The organism is Mixta sp. Marseille-Q2659, from assembly GCF_940807255.1.
GTDB lineage: Bacteria > Pseudomonadota > Gammaproteobacteria > Enterobacterales > Enterobacteriaceae > Mixta.
This window is the reverse complement of the sequence record NZ_CALNWY010000009.1, coordinates 79,003-97,083: the sequence shown is the minus strand read 5'-3', so window position 1 is coordinate 97,083 and position 18,081 is coordinate 79,003. Positions and strand designations below refer to the sequence as shown.

Genomic DNA, 18,081 nt, shown 5'->3' with positions numbered 1-18,081 from the left:
ATCAGAGATCGTCAACATAGCCCAGGCTGCGCAGCGCACGCTCGTCGTCTGCCCAACCGGACTTCACTTTGACCCACAGTTCAAGATGCACTTTCATCTCAAACAGCTCTTCCATATCTTTACGGGCTTCGATACCGATGGTTTTGATCTTGGCGCCTTTGTTGCCGATCACCATCTTTTTCTGGCCTTCGCGCTCCACCAGAATCAGGCCGTTAATATCGTAACCGCCGCGCTCATTAGTAATGAAACGCTCGATTTCGACCGTCACTGAATAAGGCAGCTCGGCGCCCAGAAAACGCATCAGCTTTTCGCGAATGATTTCTGACGCCATAAAGCGCTGCGAGCGATCGGTGATGTAATCTTCCGGGAAGTGATGATCTGCCACCGGCAGACGCTTGCGCACGATGCTGGCGATGGTATCGACATTCTTGCCGCTTTCAGCGGAGATCGGCACCATATCCATGAAGTCCATCTGCTCGCTGAGGAACTTCATATGCGGCAGCAGCACCGATTTGTCGGTCACGTTATCGACTTTATTGATCGCCAGCAGTACCGGCACCTTGTTCTCTTTAAGCTTATTGAGAACCATCTCATCGTCCGCCGTCCAGCGCGTCCCTTCCACGACAAAAATGATCAGCTCAACGTCGCCGATAGAGCTGCTGGCAGCGCGGTTCATCAGCCGGTTAATCGCCCGCTTCTCTTCAATATGCAAGCCCGGCGTATCCACGTAAATCGCCTGATATTCGCCTTCAGTATGGATACCCATAATGCGATGGCGCGTGGTTTGCGGCTTACGTGAGGTGATGGAAACCTTCTGCCCCAGCAACTGGTTCAGCAGCGTAGATTTTCCAACGTTGGGGCGGCCGACAATCGCAATAAAGCCGCAGTGCATCTGTTGTTCGCTCATTCGAGTCCTAACTTAATCAGCGCCTGTTCGGCTGCTGCCTGTTCAGCTTTACGACGGCTCGAACCGGTACCTACTACCGGCTCCGCCATGCCGCTCACCTGACAGTGAATGGTAAATTCCTGATCGTGCGCTTCGCCCCGCACCTGCACCACCAGATAGGAGGGCAGCGGCAGATGACGACCCTGCAAATACTCTTGCAGACGCGTTTTTGGATCTTTCTGTTTATCGCCGGGGCTAATCTGATCCAGACGGGTTTGATACCAGTTGAGGATCAGCTTTTCGACCGTCTGAATATCACTATCGAGGAAGACGCCGCCAATCAGCGCTTCTACGGTATCGGCGAGAATAGATTCACGACGGAAACCGCCGCTTTTCAACTCGCCCGGGCCCAGACGCAGGCATTCGCCTAAATCAAATTCGCGCGCCATCTCTGCCAGCGTATTGCCCCGTACCAGCGTTGCGCGCATACGGCTCATATCACCTTCATCCACGCGGGGAAAACGATGATAAAGCGCGTTCGCAATAACAAAGCTCAGGATGGAATCGCCAAGAAACTCAAGACGCTCGTTGTGCTTACTGCTGGCACTCCGGTGGGTTAATGCCTGTTGCAGCAGATCCTGATGAGTAAAAGTGTAGCCCAGCTTTCGCTGAAGCTTATTAATGAGGATGGGGTTCATGCGATACCAATTTCAATAATGCGTCAATTATGCTGCATACGAAACAGGGCTGACAGCGGTCAACGCTAAACAGTTTCGTTTGCAGTGGCTTCCCGACAGCGGGAAGCCATCCGTTTTACAAACGGCAACCTTAGTGGATGCCGCCAATACGACTCAGGCGAACGCCGGTTGGCCACTCGCCTTCCTGTTTTTCAAAGCTCATCCAGATAGCCGTCGCTTTGCCAACCAGGTTTTTCCCCGGTACGAAGCCCCAATAACGGCTGTCAGCGCTGTTATCGCGGTTATCGCCCATCATAAAGTAGTGGCCCGCTGGTACAACCCAGCTCGCCTGTGGCTGTCCCGGCTGCTGATAATACATGCTGGCCTGACTTTGCGCCTCTGTTACCAGCAAAATATTGTGGGTTACGTCACCCAACGTCTCTTTGCGGGTTGCCAGACGCAAGCCGCCGCGCATGCTTTCGCCCTGAGGTACCTGCCAGAAACCGTTACCGGATTCATTGCCGTCAAAACCGCTGAATGTCTGGATAAAATTACTGGGCGCCACGTCAGAGTAGGTAATCGGCAGCGCTTTATCGCAGGACTGGCCTTTGTTGCAGGCCGGATTCACCGTCAGCGTTTTGTTTAACGCATCATAGGTGACGCGGTCACCCGGCAGACCAATAACGCGCTTGATATAGTCAAGGCTTGGATCTTTCGGGTATTTAAACACGGCAATATCGCCGCGCTCAGGATGACCGGTCGGGATCAGCGTCGTCTGCGTAATAGGGTCTTTAATGCCGTAGGCGAACTTCTCTACCACAATAAAATCGCCAATCAGCAGCGTCGGCATCATCGAGCCGGAAGGAATCTGAAAAGGCTCATAAATAAATGAGCGCACAATAAATACCACCGCCAACACCGGAAACACCGAGGCTGCGGTTTCCACCCAGCCCGGCTGCTTCGCGACTTTCGCCAGCGTTTTATCATCAAGCGCGCTACCGGTTTGCGCCTGAGCCTGAGCCTGCTGGGCCCGCCGTGCCGGCGCCCATTTAAAACGATCGATACACCAGATAATGCCGGTAATCAGCGTTGCGATTGCCAGAATCAGGGCAAACATATTAGCCATCAGATTTCCTTATTTACTCTCTTTGCCCACGTGCAGAATGGCGAGGAACGCTTCCTGCGGCAGCTCGACGTTGCCGACCTGCTTCATACGCTTCTTACCTTCTTTCTGCTTCTGCAACAGTTTCTTCTTACGACTTACGTCGCCGCCGTAGCATTTGGCAAGTACGTTTTTACGCAGCTGTTTTACCGTTGAGCGGGCAATAATGTGGTTGCCGATCGCGGCCTGGATCGCAATGTCAAACTGCTGGCGCGGGATCAGATCTTTCATTTTCTCAACCAGCTCGCGACCGCGATACGGCGCATTGTCACGGTGCGTAATCAGCGCCAGCGCATCAACGCGCTCTGAGTTGATTAAGACGTCAACGCGCACCATATCGGATGCCTGGAAGCGCTTGAAGTTGTAATCCAGCGACGCGTAGCCGCGCGAGGTTGATTTCAGGCGATCGAAGAAGTCCAGCACCACTTCCGCCATCGGAATTTCGTAGGTCAGCGCAACCTGGTTGCCGTGATAAACCATATTGGTCTGTACGCCGCGTTTCTCAACGCACAGCGTAATCACGTTGCCTAAATATTCCTGCGGCAGCAGCATGTGACATTCAGCAATTGGCTCGCGCAGTTCCTGAATATTATTCAGCGGCGGCAGCTTGGAAGGGCTGTCGACGTAAATGGTTTCACCGCCGGTGGTTTCCACTTCATACACTACGGTAGGCGCGGTAGTGATCAGATCGAGATCGTACTCACGCTCCAGACGCTCCTGGATGATCTCCATATGCAGCAGGCCAAGGAAGCCGCAGCGGAAACCAAAGCCCAGCGCCGTCGAACTTTCCGGCTCATAAAACAGCGAGGCGTCGTTCAGGCTCAGCTTGCCCAGCGCATCACGGAAGGCTTCATAATCGTCTGAACTGATTGGGAACAGACCGGCGTAAACCTGTGGTTTTACCTTTTTAAAACCGGGCAGCGCTTTCTCCGCAGAGAATTTCGCGCCGGTTAAGGTATCGCCGACCGGTGCGCCAAGGATGTCTTTAATGGCGCAAACTAGCCAGCCCACTTCACCGCAGTTCAGCACATCGCGGTCGATCTGTTTCGGCGTAAAGATCCCCAGGCGATCGGCGTTGTACACCTGGCCGGTGCTCATCACTTTGATTTTCTCGCCCTTGCGCAGGGAGCCGTTTTTAATACGCACCAGCGAGACGACGCCCAGATAGTTATCGAACCAGGAGTCGATAATCAGCGCCTGTAACGGGCCGTCAGGATCGCCTTCCGGCGGTGGAATATCGCGCACCAGGCGCTCTAACACTTCCGGTACGCCGACGCCGGTCTTCGCCGAGCAGCGCACAGCATCCGTGGCGTCGATGCCGACAATATCTTCAATTTCCTGCGCAGCGCGATCGGGATCGGCCGCCGGCAGGTCAATTTTGTTCAGTACCGGCACCACTTCCAGATCCATTTCAATGGCGGTATAGCAGTTGGCCAGCGTTTGCGCTTCCACGCCCTGCCCTGCATCCACCACCAGCAGCGCACCTTCACAGGCGGCAAGTGAACGTGAGACCTCATAAGAGAAGTCAACGTGGCCTGGGGTGTCGATAAAATTGAGCTGGTAAGTTTCACCGTTTTGCGCTTTGTAATCGAGCGTCACGCTCTGCGCTTTAATGGTGATGCCGCGCTCACGCTCCAGATCCATTGAGTCCAGAACCTGCGCAGCCATTTCACGCTCGGTCAGGCCGCCGCAAATCTGTATCAAACGGTCTGATAAGGTGGATTTGCCATGGTCAATATGCGCGATGATCGAAAAGTTTCTTATATGCTTCATTATGGAGGTTATTCTGCCTTACAAATGCTGAAACTCTCGCGATGCAACCTCAGGAGAGCGTGGAATATCACAGGCGGAGACAGCCCGAATGGCGCATTGTACACGACATATCTGAGTGGTGGAATCATCGCGCCGGGAGATAAAGCAAGGAAAACGGGATGATAGCGTATTTGACATGAGGGCGGCGGAAAAAAGTACAAAACATTAGCCGGACGATGAGCTAACGTCCGGCTGAAATTTACCGCGTTTCCGGTTCAACGCGCAGTGCATCGGGCGGCAACATGACGTTAAGAATAACCGGCTGAAAGGCTTCGCGATCGCCAAAACGCAGAGAAATCCCTTTGGCGACGATGAAGCCGCCAATTCCTCCCAGCAGCGCGCCACAGGCAGCCGCCAGGTCGGTATGAAACAGCATCTGAAACAGTCCGGCCAGCATAAATAGCCCCAGCAGCGGCGTCATATAGACCAGCAACGCGGAACCCAGCAGGCTGCTTTCGCGAATGCCCAGTTCGATGCGCTGACCGGGTTGCAGCGGCTTTTCACAGGCGATCTGCATGACATGCGCATCTTTTGGCCCCAGCTTATTCAGCATGGCGCTGCCGCAGCCTTTGCGCGCTGAACAGCTGTTACAGGAGGTTTTCACTTCCGAGTGGAGCGTGGCGATGCCGTCCTGCCACGCTACCACCGTGGCCCATTCTCTCATCATCGTGGTGTACCTAAGTTGATGCTGTCAGCGATACGCTTTGCCGTAGACGGCGGCAACTCGCCAACAATAGTGATTTCGGTGTTATTGCGGGTGGCAGTTTGCACCGTGCGGCGGCCTGTACGCAACAGCTGTGTGCCGCTACTTTTATCCGCCGGGCTGATATTGATAGAGAAACTAAAAAGCCCGTCTGAATAAAACCTTGATTCGACAACCTTATTAACCGCAGGAAGCGCACGACGACTTTGTGCTATTTCCTTCATGCCCGCTGGCAGCCAGCTGGGTTTCCAGTTAAACGCGACTTTTTGGCTTTCCGGTACGGATAAGGACGGCGGCAGGTTAGCCTTTTCCAGCCCCTGCATTAAATTGCGTACGCCTTCGTCAACGGCAAAACTGACGACGCGATACTGCTCAAGCGTTTCGCCATCGCGATCGAGCAGATCGATACGCAGCGGCAGCTTGGTTTCGCTATCCAGCCAGACAATGTAGCTGTAACGCGTACCATCGCGCGCAACGATTCGCACCACTTCACACAGCTGATCGGCAATGCGCGTGCGGCCAACCGGCACAAAATCATAGCTGCTGGTCAGACGCTTGAAATCGGCATAGACAAGGGCAGGAAGCGCATCCACGATATGTGAGCCGGGAAGTGAGAAAGGCTCCAGTCCCGGCTCAAAATAGCTAATGTCATTGCCACGCTGGATGACTTCCCGACGCGGCCCGTCCATTTGCATTAGCTGCGCATAAATTTTGTTATCGATTACCGCATGACGATAACGTAACGATTCAATACCCAGCCGGGAAACGTTGATAAAGGCGAGTTCATAATTGAGTGACTGGCTGGCCTGTTCCATCTGTTGTAACAACGCCCCGGATGCAGTTTCCTGCGCCGGGGCGATAGATGAATAAAACAGGCCGCCAGCCAGAAGGCTAACGGCACACCAGAGTTGCTTCATTACTGCTGCTGTATTCCTAACGACTGATTTCCTGGAACCTGAACCTGGGCCTGTTGCGGGCCGTTCGGATCAAACTGCATCTGTTCAGTATGTAAGCGACGCTGTAATTCGTAATCCTGCAGCATCGCGTTTACCCGACGACGCTGTTCCTGCACCTGCTGGCTTGAACTGTTGGTGTCGAAGCTGTCGGAAGGCACGCCCAGACTCACCGGCGATGCTTTACCCATCATCGGAAGCGTATTGAATACCGGCGCTTCGGCAGCCTGACCAGCATCCTGCGGCTGGTTGTAATGCTGGACGCCGACGATGACCGCCAGCGAAACACAGGCGGCAACGCCAACCTGAGTGATTTGCGCAGCCCATGGGCGCATTTTTTTCCAGAAGGGCATTTTTTCCCAGCGGGCAGGTTCTGGCTGCGCCTCTGGGATCAGAGAGGTCACGTTACGTACAGGTTCCTGTTCGATAGCGGCGGCCACACGCGCAGCAATATCAAAATGCACGGTTTCGCCCACGTCACCACGCAACGTATCACGGATAAGATGATAGCTTTCCCAGCTTCGTTGCAGTGTAGCGTCTTTAGACAATGCGGAGATCACTTCGTTGTCCAAAGCTTCGCCATCCATTAAAGCGGAAAGTTTTTCTTTCTGCATGCCTTAGTACCCTTCCTGTATCCGTTATCACTAACGTTGGATAAGCGGTTGAACTTTGTTATCAATGGCCTCTCGAGCGCGAAAAATGCGCGAGCGGACGGTGCCGACCGGACAATCCATGATGGCGGCTATCTCTTCATAGCTTAGGCCATCCAGCTCCCGTAAGGTGATTGCCATACGCAAATCTTCCGGGAGTGACTCAATGGTACGGAACACTATCTGTTTCAACTCATCAGACAACATTAAATTCTCAGGGTTCGATATTTCTTTCAGCGCACCGGCGCTTTCAAAATTCTCAGCCTCCATCGCGTCCACATCACTGGACGGCGGACGGCGCCCCTGAGCAACCAGATAGTTCTTCGCGGTGTTAACGGCAATACGGTATAACCAGGTATAAAATGCGCTATCGCCGCGGAATGAATCCAGCGCCCGATAAGCTTTAATAAAAGATTCCTGTACCACATCCGGTACATCGCCTGACGGTACGTAACGCGAAACCAGGCTCGCCACTTTATGCTGGTAGCGTACAACCAGTAAATTGAATGACTTCTGATCTCCTTTCTGTACCCGTTCAACGAGAATCTGATCCGTTAATTGCTCGCTCATCCGAGGTAATGTCTCCCCAAATCATTCTCCACGCGTAAATGAACCACCAGCAATCACTCAAATTTATGAGCAAGCTCTCGTTAGAGCCGGTCATAAGACAATAGTTCAGTTACGCCTCTTTTTTGTTACGTCATCGGGTACTTTTACATAACAGAGCTGTTTAATAAGCTGAGAAAATGTACGCCGCCATCATTTTTTTCATCATTAATTGCTACCTGACGTAAGCCGCAGAGTACCCGATGCGCATGACATTTTCATCACTAAAGCAGAATTATTGCCATCTGTTCGCCATATTAAACATTTTGCCGTTAAAGTGCCTCCCTTCCCCAGTCCCTTTGATAAAACTTGGGATTACATTGCGCCAGATCGTAGCCTGATACCGTTTTAGAGCTTTTTTAATCGCCGTTTTCCGCTTATGCTCTGCCGACCACTTGTTTAGTAAAATAAACACCATGAGCAATATTTCCGATTATCAATGTGATGTTTTAATTATTGGCAGCGGGGCAGCGGGTCTGTCTCTGGCGCTACGTCTTGCGCAAACTCAGCAGGTTACCGTGTTGAGTAAAGGGCCGGTCAGCGAGGGCTCCAGCTTTTATGCCCAGGGCGGCATTGCAGCCGTTTTTGATGAGATGGACAGTATCGAATCCCATGTGGAGGATACGCTGGTTGCCGGAGCCGGGCTTTGCGATCGTGATGCAGTGGATTTCATTGCCAGCAACGCACGCCATTGTGTCGAATGGCTTATTGAGCATGGTGTCGCTTTTGATAAAGAAACGCAGCCTGATGGTGAAGAGCGCTATCACCTGACGCGTGAAGGCGGCCACAGCCATCGCCGAATTCTGCACAGCGCCGATGCGACCGGCCGCGAAGTGGTGACGACGCTGGTAAGCCAGGCGCTGAGCCATCCCAATATCCGCATCTTAGAACGTACCAACGCCGTTGATTTAATTTTATCAGACCGGCTGGGCCTGCCGGGCGCACGACGTGTCCTGGGCGCCTGGATATGGAATCGCAATCGGGAACGGGTGGAAACCTGCAGCGCCCGCGCCGTGGTATTGGCGACCGGCGGCGCGGCCAAAGTTTACCAGTACACGACAAATCCCGATGTTGCCTCCGGCGATGGCGTGGCGATGGCGTGGCGTGCAGGGTGTCGTGTAGCGAATCTGGAATTTAATCAGTTCCATCCTACCTGTCTGTACCATCCTCAGGCGCGCAATTTCCTGCTAACTGAAGCGTTACGCGGCGAAGGCGCATATTTACGTCGGCCTGACGGCAGCCGCTTTATGCCCGACTTCGATCCCCGCGCCGAACTGGCGCCGCGTGATATTGTGGCGCGCGCTATCGATCATGAGATGAAACGGCTTGGCGCCGAATGCATGTATCTTGATATCAGCCATCAGCCTGCCGACTTTATTCGCGCGCACTTCCCAATGATTGATGACAAGCTACGTTCGCTGGGCTTCGACTTAACGCGCGAACCGATTCCGGTAGTACCTGCGGCGCACTATACCTGTGGCGGCGTAATGGTTGATCATCATGGCGGTACTGATGTCGATGGTCTCTACGCTATCGGTGAAGTTAGCTATACCGGCCTGCACGGCGCTAATCGCATGGCGTCAAATTCGCTGCTGGAATGTCTGGTTTATGGCTGGTCGGCGGCGGAAGATATAATCGGTAAGCTGCCGCATATCGATCGTATCGATACGCTGCCCGCCTGGGATGACAGTCAGGTGGATGATTCGGATGAACGCGTCGTGATTCAGCATAACTGGCATGAGCTGCGGCTGTTTATGTGGGATTACGTCGGCATTGTGCGTACCAACAAACGTCTGGAGCGCGCCAGCCGCCGTATCGCCCTGTTACAGCAAGAGATTGAAGAGTATTACCGCCACTTCCGCATTTCAAATAACCTGCTGGAACTGCGCAACCTGGCGCAGGTCGCTGAACTGATCATTCACAGCGCCATGATGCGTAAGGAAAGCCGCGGGCTGCATTTCAATCTCGATTATCCGGCTACGTTGCCGGAATCAGAGCCAACAATACTGATTCCGCCAGGCTACATAAACAAGTAAAAATCCTGGGTCAGACTACAAAAAGCGGGCGAGTAGCGCCCATCTGGCCCACGGATAACCATGCGTTCTTCTAATACTTCGCCAGCAGCCGGAGAAAATCCCAGCAGCACGCGGTGCGGCAAACGCGTGCTGTTTTCCGCGACGTCGTTACGAAAACGCAAATGCCAGCCGCGCGCCAGCGCCATGCTGCTAAAGCGCTTCCCTTCATCTTCCGGCAATACCAGACAAAAGAACCCCTCTTCGCCAATTAGCATCTCTGCGCAGTGCAGCAGGCTCTCATGGTTTAAGGTGTGAGTTGCGCGCGCATTATCTCGCGCAGAAGTCGCACAGGCTGGCCCTGGCGTAAAATAAGGCGGATTGCTGACAATCAGCGAATAGCGTTGTTCCTGACGCGCCGCCCACTCGGTTATATCCGCCTGATGAATATGGACGCGCTGTGCCCAGGGCGATCGGGCAGCATTTTCCGTAGCCTGCAAAGCCGCGTCGCTGTCCAGCTCGACCGCGTCGATCGCTACCGTTTCCGCGCTGCGTTGCGCCAGCATTAAGGCCAGCAAGCCGCTCCCGGTACCAATATCTAAAATACGCGTAGCCTGCGCCACCGGCGCCCATGCGCCAAGCAGGATACTGTCGGTACCGACTTTCATCGCGCAACGATCGTGCGCGATAAAAAAACGTTTAAAAGTAAAACCATTGCCACGTAACTGACTTTTTGATTGCGACATAATCAGGACCAAAGACAAAAACGGAGCCAGCATAGGGGAAATAAGAAAGGGTTAAAAGCGATAAACTGCCGACAAACAGATGAAGATCGCCGTCAATCTGTCTATAATCAGCGCCCCAAACTGAGGTAGAACATGACCGCAACCACATTCTCCGAACTCGAACTTGACGAAAGCCTGCTGGACGCATTGCAGGATAAAGGCTTTTCCCGCCCTACCGCTATTCAGGCAGAAGCGATTCCCCCTGCGCTGGATGGTCGCGACGTGTTGGGTTCAGCACCAACCGGGACCGGGAAAACAGCGGCTTATCTTTTGCCCGCGCTACAACACCTGCTGGATTTCCCACGCAAAAAATCTGGCCCGCCACGGGTGCTGATTTTAACGCCAACGCGTGAGCTGGCTATGCAGGTTGCCGACCAGGCGCAGGAACTTGCCAAACATACTCAGCTGGACATCGCGACGATTACCGGCGGCGTGGCCTATATGAACCATGCCGAAGTGTTCAGTGAAAACCAGGATGTCGTGGTGGCGACCACAGGCCGCCTGCTGCAATACATTAAAGAAGAGAACTTCGACTGTCGGGCCGTAGAGATCCTGATCCTTGACGAAGCCGACCGCATGCTTGATATGGGCTTTGCCCATGATATTGAAACTATCGCGGCGGAAACCCGCTGGCGCAAACAGACCATGCTGTTCTCCGCCACGCTGGAAGGCGATGCAATTAAAGATTTTGCCGAACGCCTGCTCAATGAGCCGGTAGAGATTGATTCCGATCCTTCACGTCGTGAGCGCAAAAAGATCCAACAGTGGTATTACCGCGCAGACGACGTCGCACATAAGACTAAGCTGCTGGTACATCTGCTGAAGCAACCGGAAGCAACCCGTTCCATCGTATTTGTGCGTAAACGTGAGCGCGTGCATGAGCTGGTCGGCTGGCTGCGCGAAGCGGGCATTCAGACCAGCTATCTTGAAGGCGAGATGGTTCAGGCGAAGCGTAATGAAGCGCTGAAGCGTTTGATGGACGGCCGGGTTAACGTGCTGGTCGCTACCGACGTTGCCGCTCGCGGTATCGATGTTGACGATGTCAGCCATGTATTTAACTTCGATCTGCCGCGCACGGCGGATGTCTACTTACACCGCATTGGCCGTACCGGTCGCGCAGGAAAGAAAGGTACAGCGCTGTCGCTGGTAGAAGCGCACGACTATCTGCTGTTAGATAAAATCAGCCGTTACATTAGCGAACCGCTGAAAGCGCGCACTATTGACGAGTTGCGACCGGCGACGCGCGCGCCGAGTCAAAAGCTGAAAGGCAAGCCGTCGAAGAAAGTGCTGGCGAAGCGCAAAGAGAAAGAGAAGAAAAAAGAAGAAGAGAAAAAGCCGCGCGTTAAAGTGCGTCACCGTGACCGTAAAAATATCGGTAAACGACGCAAGCCGGCCGCCAGCGCAGCGACAGGCAATGATGCCAGTAAAAAGAGTGCTGAATAATTGCACCCTGCTACAAAAAAACCGCCGAAATCGGCGGTTTTTTTCTAAGGTATAGCAAACATAATAACGGTTATGACACCCTTTTTGCGCTCAACCCTATAAAAATTCGTCCTGACTGAGCGATTAAATGCCATTCGTTTTAAAAATTATTACTTTTCATTAACTTTGATACCCGTTTCGTCGGTGATTTTTTCAACGGGGCCATACCTTATTTATTCTTTATTTGCTTACAGGCTTTCAGTAAAGGTACGAGTAATCACATCACGCTGCTGTTCCGGCGTCAGTGAGTTAAAACGTACCGCATAGCCTGATACGCGAATGGTCAGCTGCGGATATTTTTCTGGGTGTTTAACCGCATCTTCCAGCGTTTCACGACGCAGAACGTTCACATTCAAATGCTGGCCGCCTTCAACTCGTACCTGCGGTTTCATTTCCAGCGGTACTTCACGATATTCAAACTGGCCGAGATCGCTTACCGGCACGACCTGATCTTCCTGATAAGTGCTTTTTGCACAGACGCAACGTGCTTCGGCTTTTTCTTCATCCAGCAGCCAGAAAGAGTTAAGCAGTGCGCTGTTATCTGTTTTTGTAATCTGAATACCTGTAATCATATTGGCCTCCCAGGCGTAATGACACTAACGCCGTTGATAGCGTCAGATTTGTGTTTAGAGAATATCCCGGGTTTTATATACCAACGCGCCGCATGACCAACTTTGACTCAGGTCAATAAAAAGCCCTCACTCATTTTTGGTACACAGCTAAATTTTTGTTTTAAATCAAATTTCACCTCTTAATTATTTTTGTAAATTTTCAATTTTTTTTAAGGGGTTGCTCGCCAGCGTAGAGCCGCTACTCTGATGTTTTATTTGGAAGAAGGAAAACGTCATGGATAAAACGGTGACCTGGCATGATGTGCTGGCGGCGGAAAAAGAGCAGCCCTACTTTACAGAAACGCTGGAGATGGTGGCAAAGGAGCGAGCGGCGGGCGTAACGGTCTATCCGCCTAAGCAGGATGTCTTTAATGCTTTTCGTCTAACCGAGCTGTGTGATGTAAAGGTCGTTATTTTAGGGCAGGATCCTTATCACGGCCCTAATCAGGCACACGGACTGGCATTTAGCGTACGGCCAGGCGTCGCGGTTCCGCCTTCTCTGATGAATATGTACAAGGAACTGGAAAATGATATTCCTGGCTTTCAACGCCCGGATCATGGCTTTCTGGAGAGTTGGGCAAAACAAGGCGTGCTGTTGCTGAATACGGTTTTAACCGTGGAGGCCGGCAAAGCACATTCTCATGCGCGCTTTGGCTGGGAAACCTTTACCGATCGAGTGATTGCCGTGATTAATGAGCGACGTGAGAATGTGGTCTTTTTACTCTGGGGTTCGCACGCGCAGAAAAAAGGCAGCATCATTGATACGCAACGGCATCATGTGCTGAAGGCACCGCATCCCTCGCCGCTTTCCGCCCATCGGGGTTTCTTCGGCTGCAAACATTTTTCCCGCACCAATGAAATCCTCAGCCAGCAGGGCGATACGCCAATTGACTGGACGCCGCATCTTCCCTGATGCAGCCGCGCCGTGGCATTGCGTCACGGCGCAAAGAGCCTTAGCCTTTTGCTTTCGCGACGGCTACCATCGCCGGACGCAGCAGGCGACCATTCAGGGTATAACCGCGCTGCATCACCATCATAACGTGATTCGGCGCGACGTCGTCTGATTCCATCATCGACATCGCCTGATGAACGTCTGGGTTAAACGGCACGTTGGTTTCGCCGACGACTTCAACGCCGAACTTACGTACCGCAGCCAGCAGCGATTTAAGCGTCAACTCGATGCCTTCGATCATTGCGCTCAGTTCCGGATTATTTTTATCCGCTACTTCCAGCGCGCGCTCCAGGCTATCGATCACCGGCAGCAGTTCGTTAGCAAATTTTTCCAGCGCAAATTTATGCGCTTTTTCTACATCCTGTTCAGTACGGCGGCGGATATTTTCAATCTCTGCCTGGGCACGTAGCTGAGCGTCACGCACGCCGTTTTGCAAACCGGCCAGCTGTTCTTCAAGCTGAGCAATACGTTCATCACGCGGATCCACCACGTCTGCTTCAGACTCTGCCGTCTCCACGCTATCGTTTTGCTGCTGTTCCATTTCAATCTCGTCTGAGACTTGCTCGTTTGGTGCTTTCTGATCTTTACTACTCATGAATTTCTCCGCGTTTTGCACATTCATCTCGCTGGTTCGCTTATTATGGGGATCAGATTAATGGTTTCAAGGGAACCAGTCACAATGTCAGGGCAGATTTGCCCGTGAGGAATACCAGCATAATGAATAAACATTTCCAGTGTATCGGCATCGTTGGACATCCCCGCCATCCTACCGCCCTGACCACTCATGAAATGCTCTGGCGCTGGCTTAGCGAAAAAGGCTACGACGTCATTGTCGAACAACAGATTGCGCGCGAACTGGCATTGGAACATGTGCAAACCGGATCGCTGGCGGAAATCGGCCAACGTGCCGATCTGGCGGTCGTCGTCGGCGGCGACGGCAATATGCTGGGCGCGGCACGCGTGCTGGCGCGTTACGATATTAAGGTGATCGGCATTAACCGCGGCAATCTGGGGTTCCTCACCGACCTGGATCCTGATAACGCCCAACAGCAGCTGGATGATGTGCTGCGCGGCGACTACATCAGCGAAAAACGTTTTTTGCTGGAAGCGCGCGTCTGTCGCGGCGAAGGCGCACCGCGCATCGGTACCGCAATTAATGAAGTCGTGCTGCATCCTGGCAAAGTGGCCCATATGATTGAATTCGAAGTTTATATTGATGAAAACTTCGCCTTCTCTCAGCGCTCCGATGGCCTGATTATCTCTACGCCAACCGGCTCCACCGCCTATTCCCTCTCTGCGGGCGGCCCAATATTAACCCCGTCCCTGGATGCTATCGCACTGGTGCCGATGTTCCCGCATACGCTTTCCGCCCGGCCGCTGGTGATTAACAGCAGCAGCACCATTCGCCTCCGTTTTTCTGATTTACGTAACGATCTGGAAATCAGCTGCGACAGCCAGATCGCTCTGCCGATCCAGGAAGGTGAAGATGTGCTGGTACGCCGCAGTGATTACCATCTCAACCTTATTCACCCTAAAAATTACAGCTATTTCAATACGCTGAGTTCAAAACTGGGCTGGTCGAAAAAATTATTTTAAAAAGCGCGACGCACCACTTTACTGTATATAAAACCAGATTATACTGTACGGAAAACCATGTCTGTGTTTATGTACAGGAAGGCACGTATGCTGGCCCAACTCACCATCAGTAATTTTGCTATTGTTCGCGAGCTGGAAATTGATTTTCAACGTGGCATGACCGCCATTACCGGTGAAACCGGGGCCGGTAAATCTATTGCTATCGATGCGCTCGGCCTGTGCCTGGGCGGACGTGCTGAAGCGGATATGGTGCGTCAGGGCGCCAGCCGTGCCGATCTCTGCGCGCGCTTTAACCTGAAAGATACGCCTTCTGCCCAGCGCTGGCTGGAGGAAAACCAGCTTGATGATGGTCAGGAGTGTCTGCTGCGCCGCGTTATCAGCAGCGACGGCCGCTCACGCGGTTTCATTAACGGTACTGCGGTGCCGCTTTCTCAACTGCGCGATTTAGGTCAGCATCTGATCCAGATTCATGGCCAGCACGCGCATCAGCTGTTGCTCAAACCGGAACATCAAAAATCGCTGCTGGACGCCTATGCCGATCAGCCGCTGCTGATGCAAAGCATGGCAGCTAACTATCGTCAATGGCATCAGAGCTGCCGCGCATTGGCGCAGCATCAGCAGCAAATGCAGGAACGCGAAGCACGACGCGAGCTGCTGCAATATCAGCTCAAAGAGCTGAATGAATTTGCGCCCGTTGCCGGCGAGTTTGAGCAGATCGACGAAGAATATAAGCGCCTCGCCAATAGCGGCCAGCTGCTTTCTACCAGCCAGCAGGCGCTGCATTTGCTGGCGGATGGCGAGGACAGCAATTTGCAAAGCCTGCTGTATACCGCGCGCCAGATGATGGGCGACCTGGTTACGATGGATGAGAAGCTGGGCGGCGTGCTGAATATGCTGGAAGAAGCGGCAATTCAGATTAGCGAGGCGAGCGATGAATTGCGTCACTATTGCGACCGCCTCGATCTCGATCCTAACCGGCTTTATGAGCTTGAGCAGCGTCTGTCACGTCAGATAAACCTGGCGCGCAAACATCATGTTACGCCAGAAACGCTGCCCGCTTTCCATCAGCAACTGCTGGAAGAAGAGCAACTGCTCTCGCAGCAGGAAAGCGATCAGGAAGCATTGAGCCTGGCAGTAACGCAGCATCATCAGGCGGCCTTAGCCAGTGCCCAGAAGCTGCATGAACAGCGTACTCACTTCGCGCAGGAGCTGACGCAGCTGATCACCGAAAGTATGCATACCCTTTCTATGCCGCACGGGCAGTTTACGATCGCCGTACAATTCAATCCCGAGCAGCTTACCGCCGAAGGTGCCGATCGTATCGACTTCCGCGTTAGCACTAACCCTGGCCAGCCGTTACAACCGTTAGCGAAAGTGGCATCCGGCGGCGAACTGTCGCGTATTGCACTGGCGATTCAGGTTATCACCGCGCGTAAAATGGATACGCCAGCGCTGATTTTCGATGAAGTGGACGTGGGCATCAGCGGCCCGACGGCGGCGGTCGTCGGTAAGCTGTTACGCCAGCTGGGCGAATCGACGCAGGTAATGTGTGTTACGCACCTGCCGCAGGTGGCGGGTTGTGGTCATCATCATTTCTTTGTCAGCAAGGAAACCGATGGCGCCATGACCGAAACCCATATGCAACCGCTGGATAAGCGGGCGCGTCTGCAGGAACTGGCACGTTTGTTGGGCGGCAGCGAAGTCACGCGTAACACGCTGGCCAACGCGAAAGAGCTTTTGGCCGCCTGATCCGCACTTTTTTACATTCCTGCGGTCATATGCTTACTCTGTAGAGGTTTCCAACTGCGGTCAGGTTTATTATCATCGACAGCTTGTCGCCTGAATGAAACACGATGACCGCAGGCTGAGTTCAGACTGTGCTGGCACTAAATTCGCTGATTAAAAGGCGTTGAGCCCAAAAAAGGAATGTATAAATGCGCTGTAAAACGCTGACTGCTGCTGCAGTGTTACTTCTCATGATGACTGCTGGTTGTTCCACTCTGGAGCGCGTGGTTTACCGTCCTGATATTAATCAGGGTAACTATCTCAGCAGCACTGATATTGCTAAGCTGCGAGTGGGCATGACCAAACAGCAGGTTGCTTACACTTTGGGTACGCCGATGATGAGCGATCCGTTCGGCAACAATACCTGGTATTACGTGTTCCGCCAGCAGCCTGGCCATGAAAAAGTTTCTCAGCAGACGCTGACGCTGACCTTCGACAGCAGCGGCGTTCTGACCAATATCGATAACAAACCGAATCTGAGCGGCAACAACACTAACAGTTAAGCCGTAGCCAGATGTAAAAAAAGGCGCTGAGGCGCCTTTATTTTTTTGCCGAGCGCTCCGCTCTTTGGCGTCGCAGCTCTTTAGGATCGGCAATTAGCGGACGATAAATTTCGACGCGATCGCCGTCATTAACCTCATCCTGAAGCTTTACTGGCCGGCTGTAGATACCGATTTTGTTCTGCGTCAGGTCAATATCATGACGCAGTTCCAGTAAACCGGATGCCTGAATAGCCTGTTCAACGCTGCTTCCCTCTGCCAGTTTTACCTGACGCAGGTACTGTTTTTCGGGCAGCGCGTAAACAACCTCGACAGTGACATCAGGCACGATAAACCTCTTTCGCACGATGGGTAAAAGCCTGAACCATGCTGTTCGCCAGCTCTTTAAAGATGCGGCCAAACGCCAGTTCAACCAGCATGTTAGTAAATTCAAACTCCAGATTGAGTTCAACTTTACAGGCATCGTCGCCTAAAGAGGTGAACGTCCAGCCGCCGGTTAACTTACGGAACGGGCCGTCTACCAGCTGCATACGAATACTCTGATTATTTGTCAGCGTATTATGCGTTACGAAGGTCTTGCTGATGCCCGCTTTGGAAACATCAACCGATGCCGTCATCTCCTGTTCGGAAGAAGACAGCACGCGGCTTCCGGAGCAGCCCGGCAGAAACTCCGGGTAGGCGTCAACATCGTTAACTAACTGGTACATTTGTTCAGCGCTATAAGGCACGAGTGCGGAACGGCTAATCTGGGCCATATCGTTTCCTGTCATTCATAAAACGTACAAATAATAGCATTTTCAACCGTCAAACAGAAATTCTCTGCGGCTGTAGACGTGCTAGAATAGCTTTTTTTCCCGGCGACTTTGGGGCCGGGGATGCGATTAACACTGGTCTGATGTAAACTAAGTT

The 18,081-nt window shown here is 52.8% G+C and carries 19 protein-coding genes; 6 read left to right on the top strand and 13 right to left on the bottom strand.

Annotated features, from left to right (window positions below; genetic code table 11):
• Position 1 precedes the first annotated feature (1 nt).
• The 8 genes from era to rpoE all read right to left on the bottom strand — a co-directional run bounded on the left by era (position 2) and on the right by rpoE (position 7,413).
• Positions 2-907: a GTPase Era gene (gene era / locus P3C52_RS09070; protein WP_275554692.1), complete on the bottom strand. Its 906-nt coding sequence runs from the start codon at positions 905-907 to the stop codon at positions 2-4.
• Positions 904-1,584, bottom strand: a complete 681-nt coding sequence (gene rnc / locus P3C52_RS09065) for a ribonuclease III (RefSeq protein WP_275554691.1) — start codon at positions 1,582-1,584, stop codon at positions 904-906. Before rnc ends, era begins: the two co-directional genes overlap by 4 nt.
• A 130-nt stretch (positions 1,585-1,714) precedes the next feature.
• Positions 1,715-2,689: a signal peptidase I gene (lepB, locus tag P3C52_RS09060; protein WP_275554690.1), complete on the bottom strand. Its 975-nt coding sequence runs from the start codon at positions 2,687-2,689 to the stop codon at positions 1,715-1,717.
• A gap of 9 nt (positions 2,690-2,698) precedes the next feature.
• Positions 2,699-4,498, bottom strand: a complete 1,800-nt coding sequence (gene lepA, locus P3C52_RS09055) for a translation elongation factor 4 (protein WP_275554689.1) — start codon at positions 4,496-4,498, stop codon at positions 2,699-2,701.
• A gap of 238 nt (positions 4,499-4,736) precedes the next feature.
• Positions 4,737-5,204 (bottom strand): SoxR-reducing system protein RseC, encoded by a 468-nt coding sequence (gene rseC / locus P3C52_RS09050; RefSeq protein WP_275554688.1) that lies wholly within the window; start codon positions 5,202-5,204, stop codon positions 4,737-4,739.
• Positions 5,201-6,157 carry a sigma-E factor regulatory protein RseB gene (gene rseB, locus P3C52_RS09045; protein WP_275554687.1) on the bottom strand — a complete coding sequence of 319 codons (957 nt, stop codon included), beginning with the start codon at positions 6,155-6,157 and terminating at the stop codon, positions 5,201-5,203. The genes rseC and rseB overlap by 4 nt, the downstream gene beginning before the upstream one ends.
• Positions 6,157-6,807 carry an anti-sigma-E factor RseA gene (rseA, locus tag P3C52_RS09040; protein WP_275554686.1) on the bottom strand — a complete coding sequence of 217 codons (651 nt, stop codon included), beginning with the start codon at positions 6,805-6,807 and terminating at the stop codon, positions 6,157-6,159. Before rseA ends, rseB begins: the two co-directional genes overlap by 1 nt.
• A gap of 30 nt (positions 6,808-6,837) precedes the next feature.
• Positions 6,838-7,413, bottom strand: a complete 576-nt coding sequence (rpoE, locus tag P3C52_RS09035) for an RNA polymerase sigma factor RpoE (protein WP_103060111.1) — start codon at positions 7,411-7,413, stop codon at positions 6,838-6,840.
• Positions 7,414-7,865: 452 nt separating this feature from the next.
• Between rpoE and nadB the strand changes: the two genes are divergently transcribed.
• Positions 7,866-9,485, top strand: a complete 1,620-nt coding sequence (nadB, locus tag P3C52_RS09030; RefSeq protein ID WP_275554685.1) for an L-aspartate oxidase — start codon at positions 7,866-7,868, stop codon at positions 9,483-9,485.
• Here the strand turns inward: nadB and P3C52_RS09025 are convergent.
• A complete protein-coding gene (locus P3C52_RS09025) occupies positions 9,470-10,207 on the bottom strand; it encodes a tRNA1(Val) (adenine(37)-N6)-methyltransferase (RefSeq protein WP_275554684.1) in 738 nt (245 codons plus the stop codon). The two genes, nadB and P3C52_RS09025, sit on opposite strands and share 16 nt — an antisense overlap.
• Before the next feature lie 132 nt (positions 10,208-10,339).
• Between P3C52_RS09025 and srmB the strand changes: the two genes are divergently transcribed.
• The gene (gene srmB / locus P3C52_RS09020) at positions 10,340-11,689 is read left to right on the top strand and encodes an ATP-dependent RNA helicase SrmB (protein WP_275554683.1); all 1,350 of its coding nucleotides are present in this window, start codon (positions 10,340-10,342) and stop codon (positions 11,687-11,689) included.
• 227 nt (positions 11,690-11,916) lie between these two features.
• Here the strand turns inward: srmB and grcA are convergent, their stop codons facing one another.
• Complete coding sequence (gene grcA / locus P3C52_RS09015) at positions 11,917-12,300, bottom strand: autonomous glycyl radical cofactor GrcA (protein ID WP_275554682.1); 384 nt, start codon at positions 12,298-12,300, stop codon at positions 11,917-11,919.
• A 274-nt stretch (positions 12,301-12,574) separates the two neighbouring features.
• Between grcA and ung the strand changes: the two genes are divergently transcribed.
• Entirely contained in the window at positions 12,575-13,252 is a 678-nt protein-coding gene (gene ung, locus P3C52_RS09010) for a uracil-DNA glycosylase (protein ID WP_275554681.1), read from the top strand.
• 40 nt (positions 13,253-13,292) lie between these two features.
• On the opposite strand, the gene grpE is transcribed toward ung, so the two are convergent.
• Entirely contained in the window at positions 13,293-13,886 is a 594-nt protein-coding gene (grpE, locus tag P3C52_RS09005) for a nucleotide exchange factor GrpE (protein ID WP_275554680.1), read from the bottom strand.
• A 122-nt stretch (positions 13,887-14,008) separates the two neighbouring features.
• Here grpE and nadK point away from each other — a divergent pair, with 122 nt between their 5' ends.
• From nadK to bamE, 3 genes are all read left to right on the top strand, one after another.
• Positions 14,009-14,887, top strand: a complete 879-nt coding sequence (gene nadK / locus P3C52_RS09000) for an NAD(+) kinase (protein WP_275554679.1) — start codon at positions 14,009-14,011, stop codon at positions 14,885-14,887.
• Positions 14,888-14,974: 87 nt separating this feature from the next.
• Positions 14,975-16,636 carry a DNA repair protein RecN gene (gene recN, locus P3C52_RS08995; RefSeq protein WP_275554678.1) on the top strand — a complete coding sequence of 554 codons (1,662 nt, stop codon included), beginning with the start codon at positions 14,975-14,977 and terminating at the stop codon, positions 16,634-16,636.
• Positions 16,637-16,821: 185 nt separating this feature from the next.
• Positions 16,822-17,175, top strand: coding sequence for an outer membrane protein assembly factor BamE (bamE, locus tag P3C52_RS08990; protein ID WP_275554677.1), 354 nt, complete (start codon positions 16,822-16,824; stop codon positions 17,173-17,175).
• Between the two features lie 37 nt (positions 17,176-17,212).
• Here bamE and P3C52_RS08985 read toward each other — a convergent pair whose 3' ends face one another.
• Positions 17,213-17,500, bottom strand: a complete 288-nt coding sequence (locus P3C52_RS08985) for an RnfH family protein (RefSeq protein WP_275554676.1) — start codon at positions 17,498-17,500, stop codon at positions 17,213-17,215.
• Positions 17,493-17,927: a type II toxin-antitoxin system RatA family toxin gene (locus P3C52_RS08980; RefSeq protein ID WP_275554675.1), complete on the bottom strand. Its 435-nt coding sequence runs from the start codon at positions 17,925-17,927 to the stop codon at positions 17,493-17,495. The genes P3C52_RS08985 and P3C52_RS08980 overlap by 8 nt, the downstream gene beginning before the upstream one ends.
• Positions 17,928-18,081 lie beyond the last annotated feature (154 nt).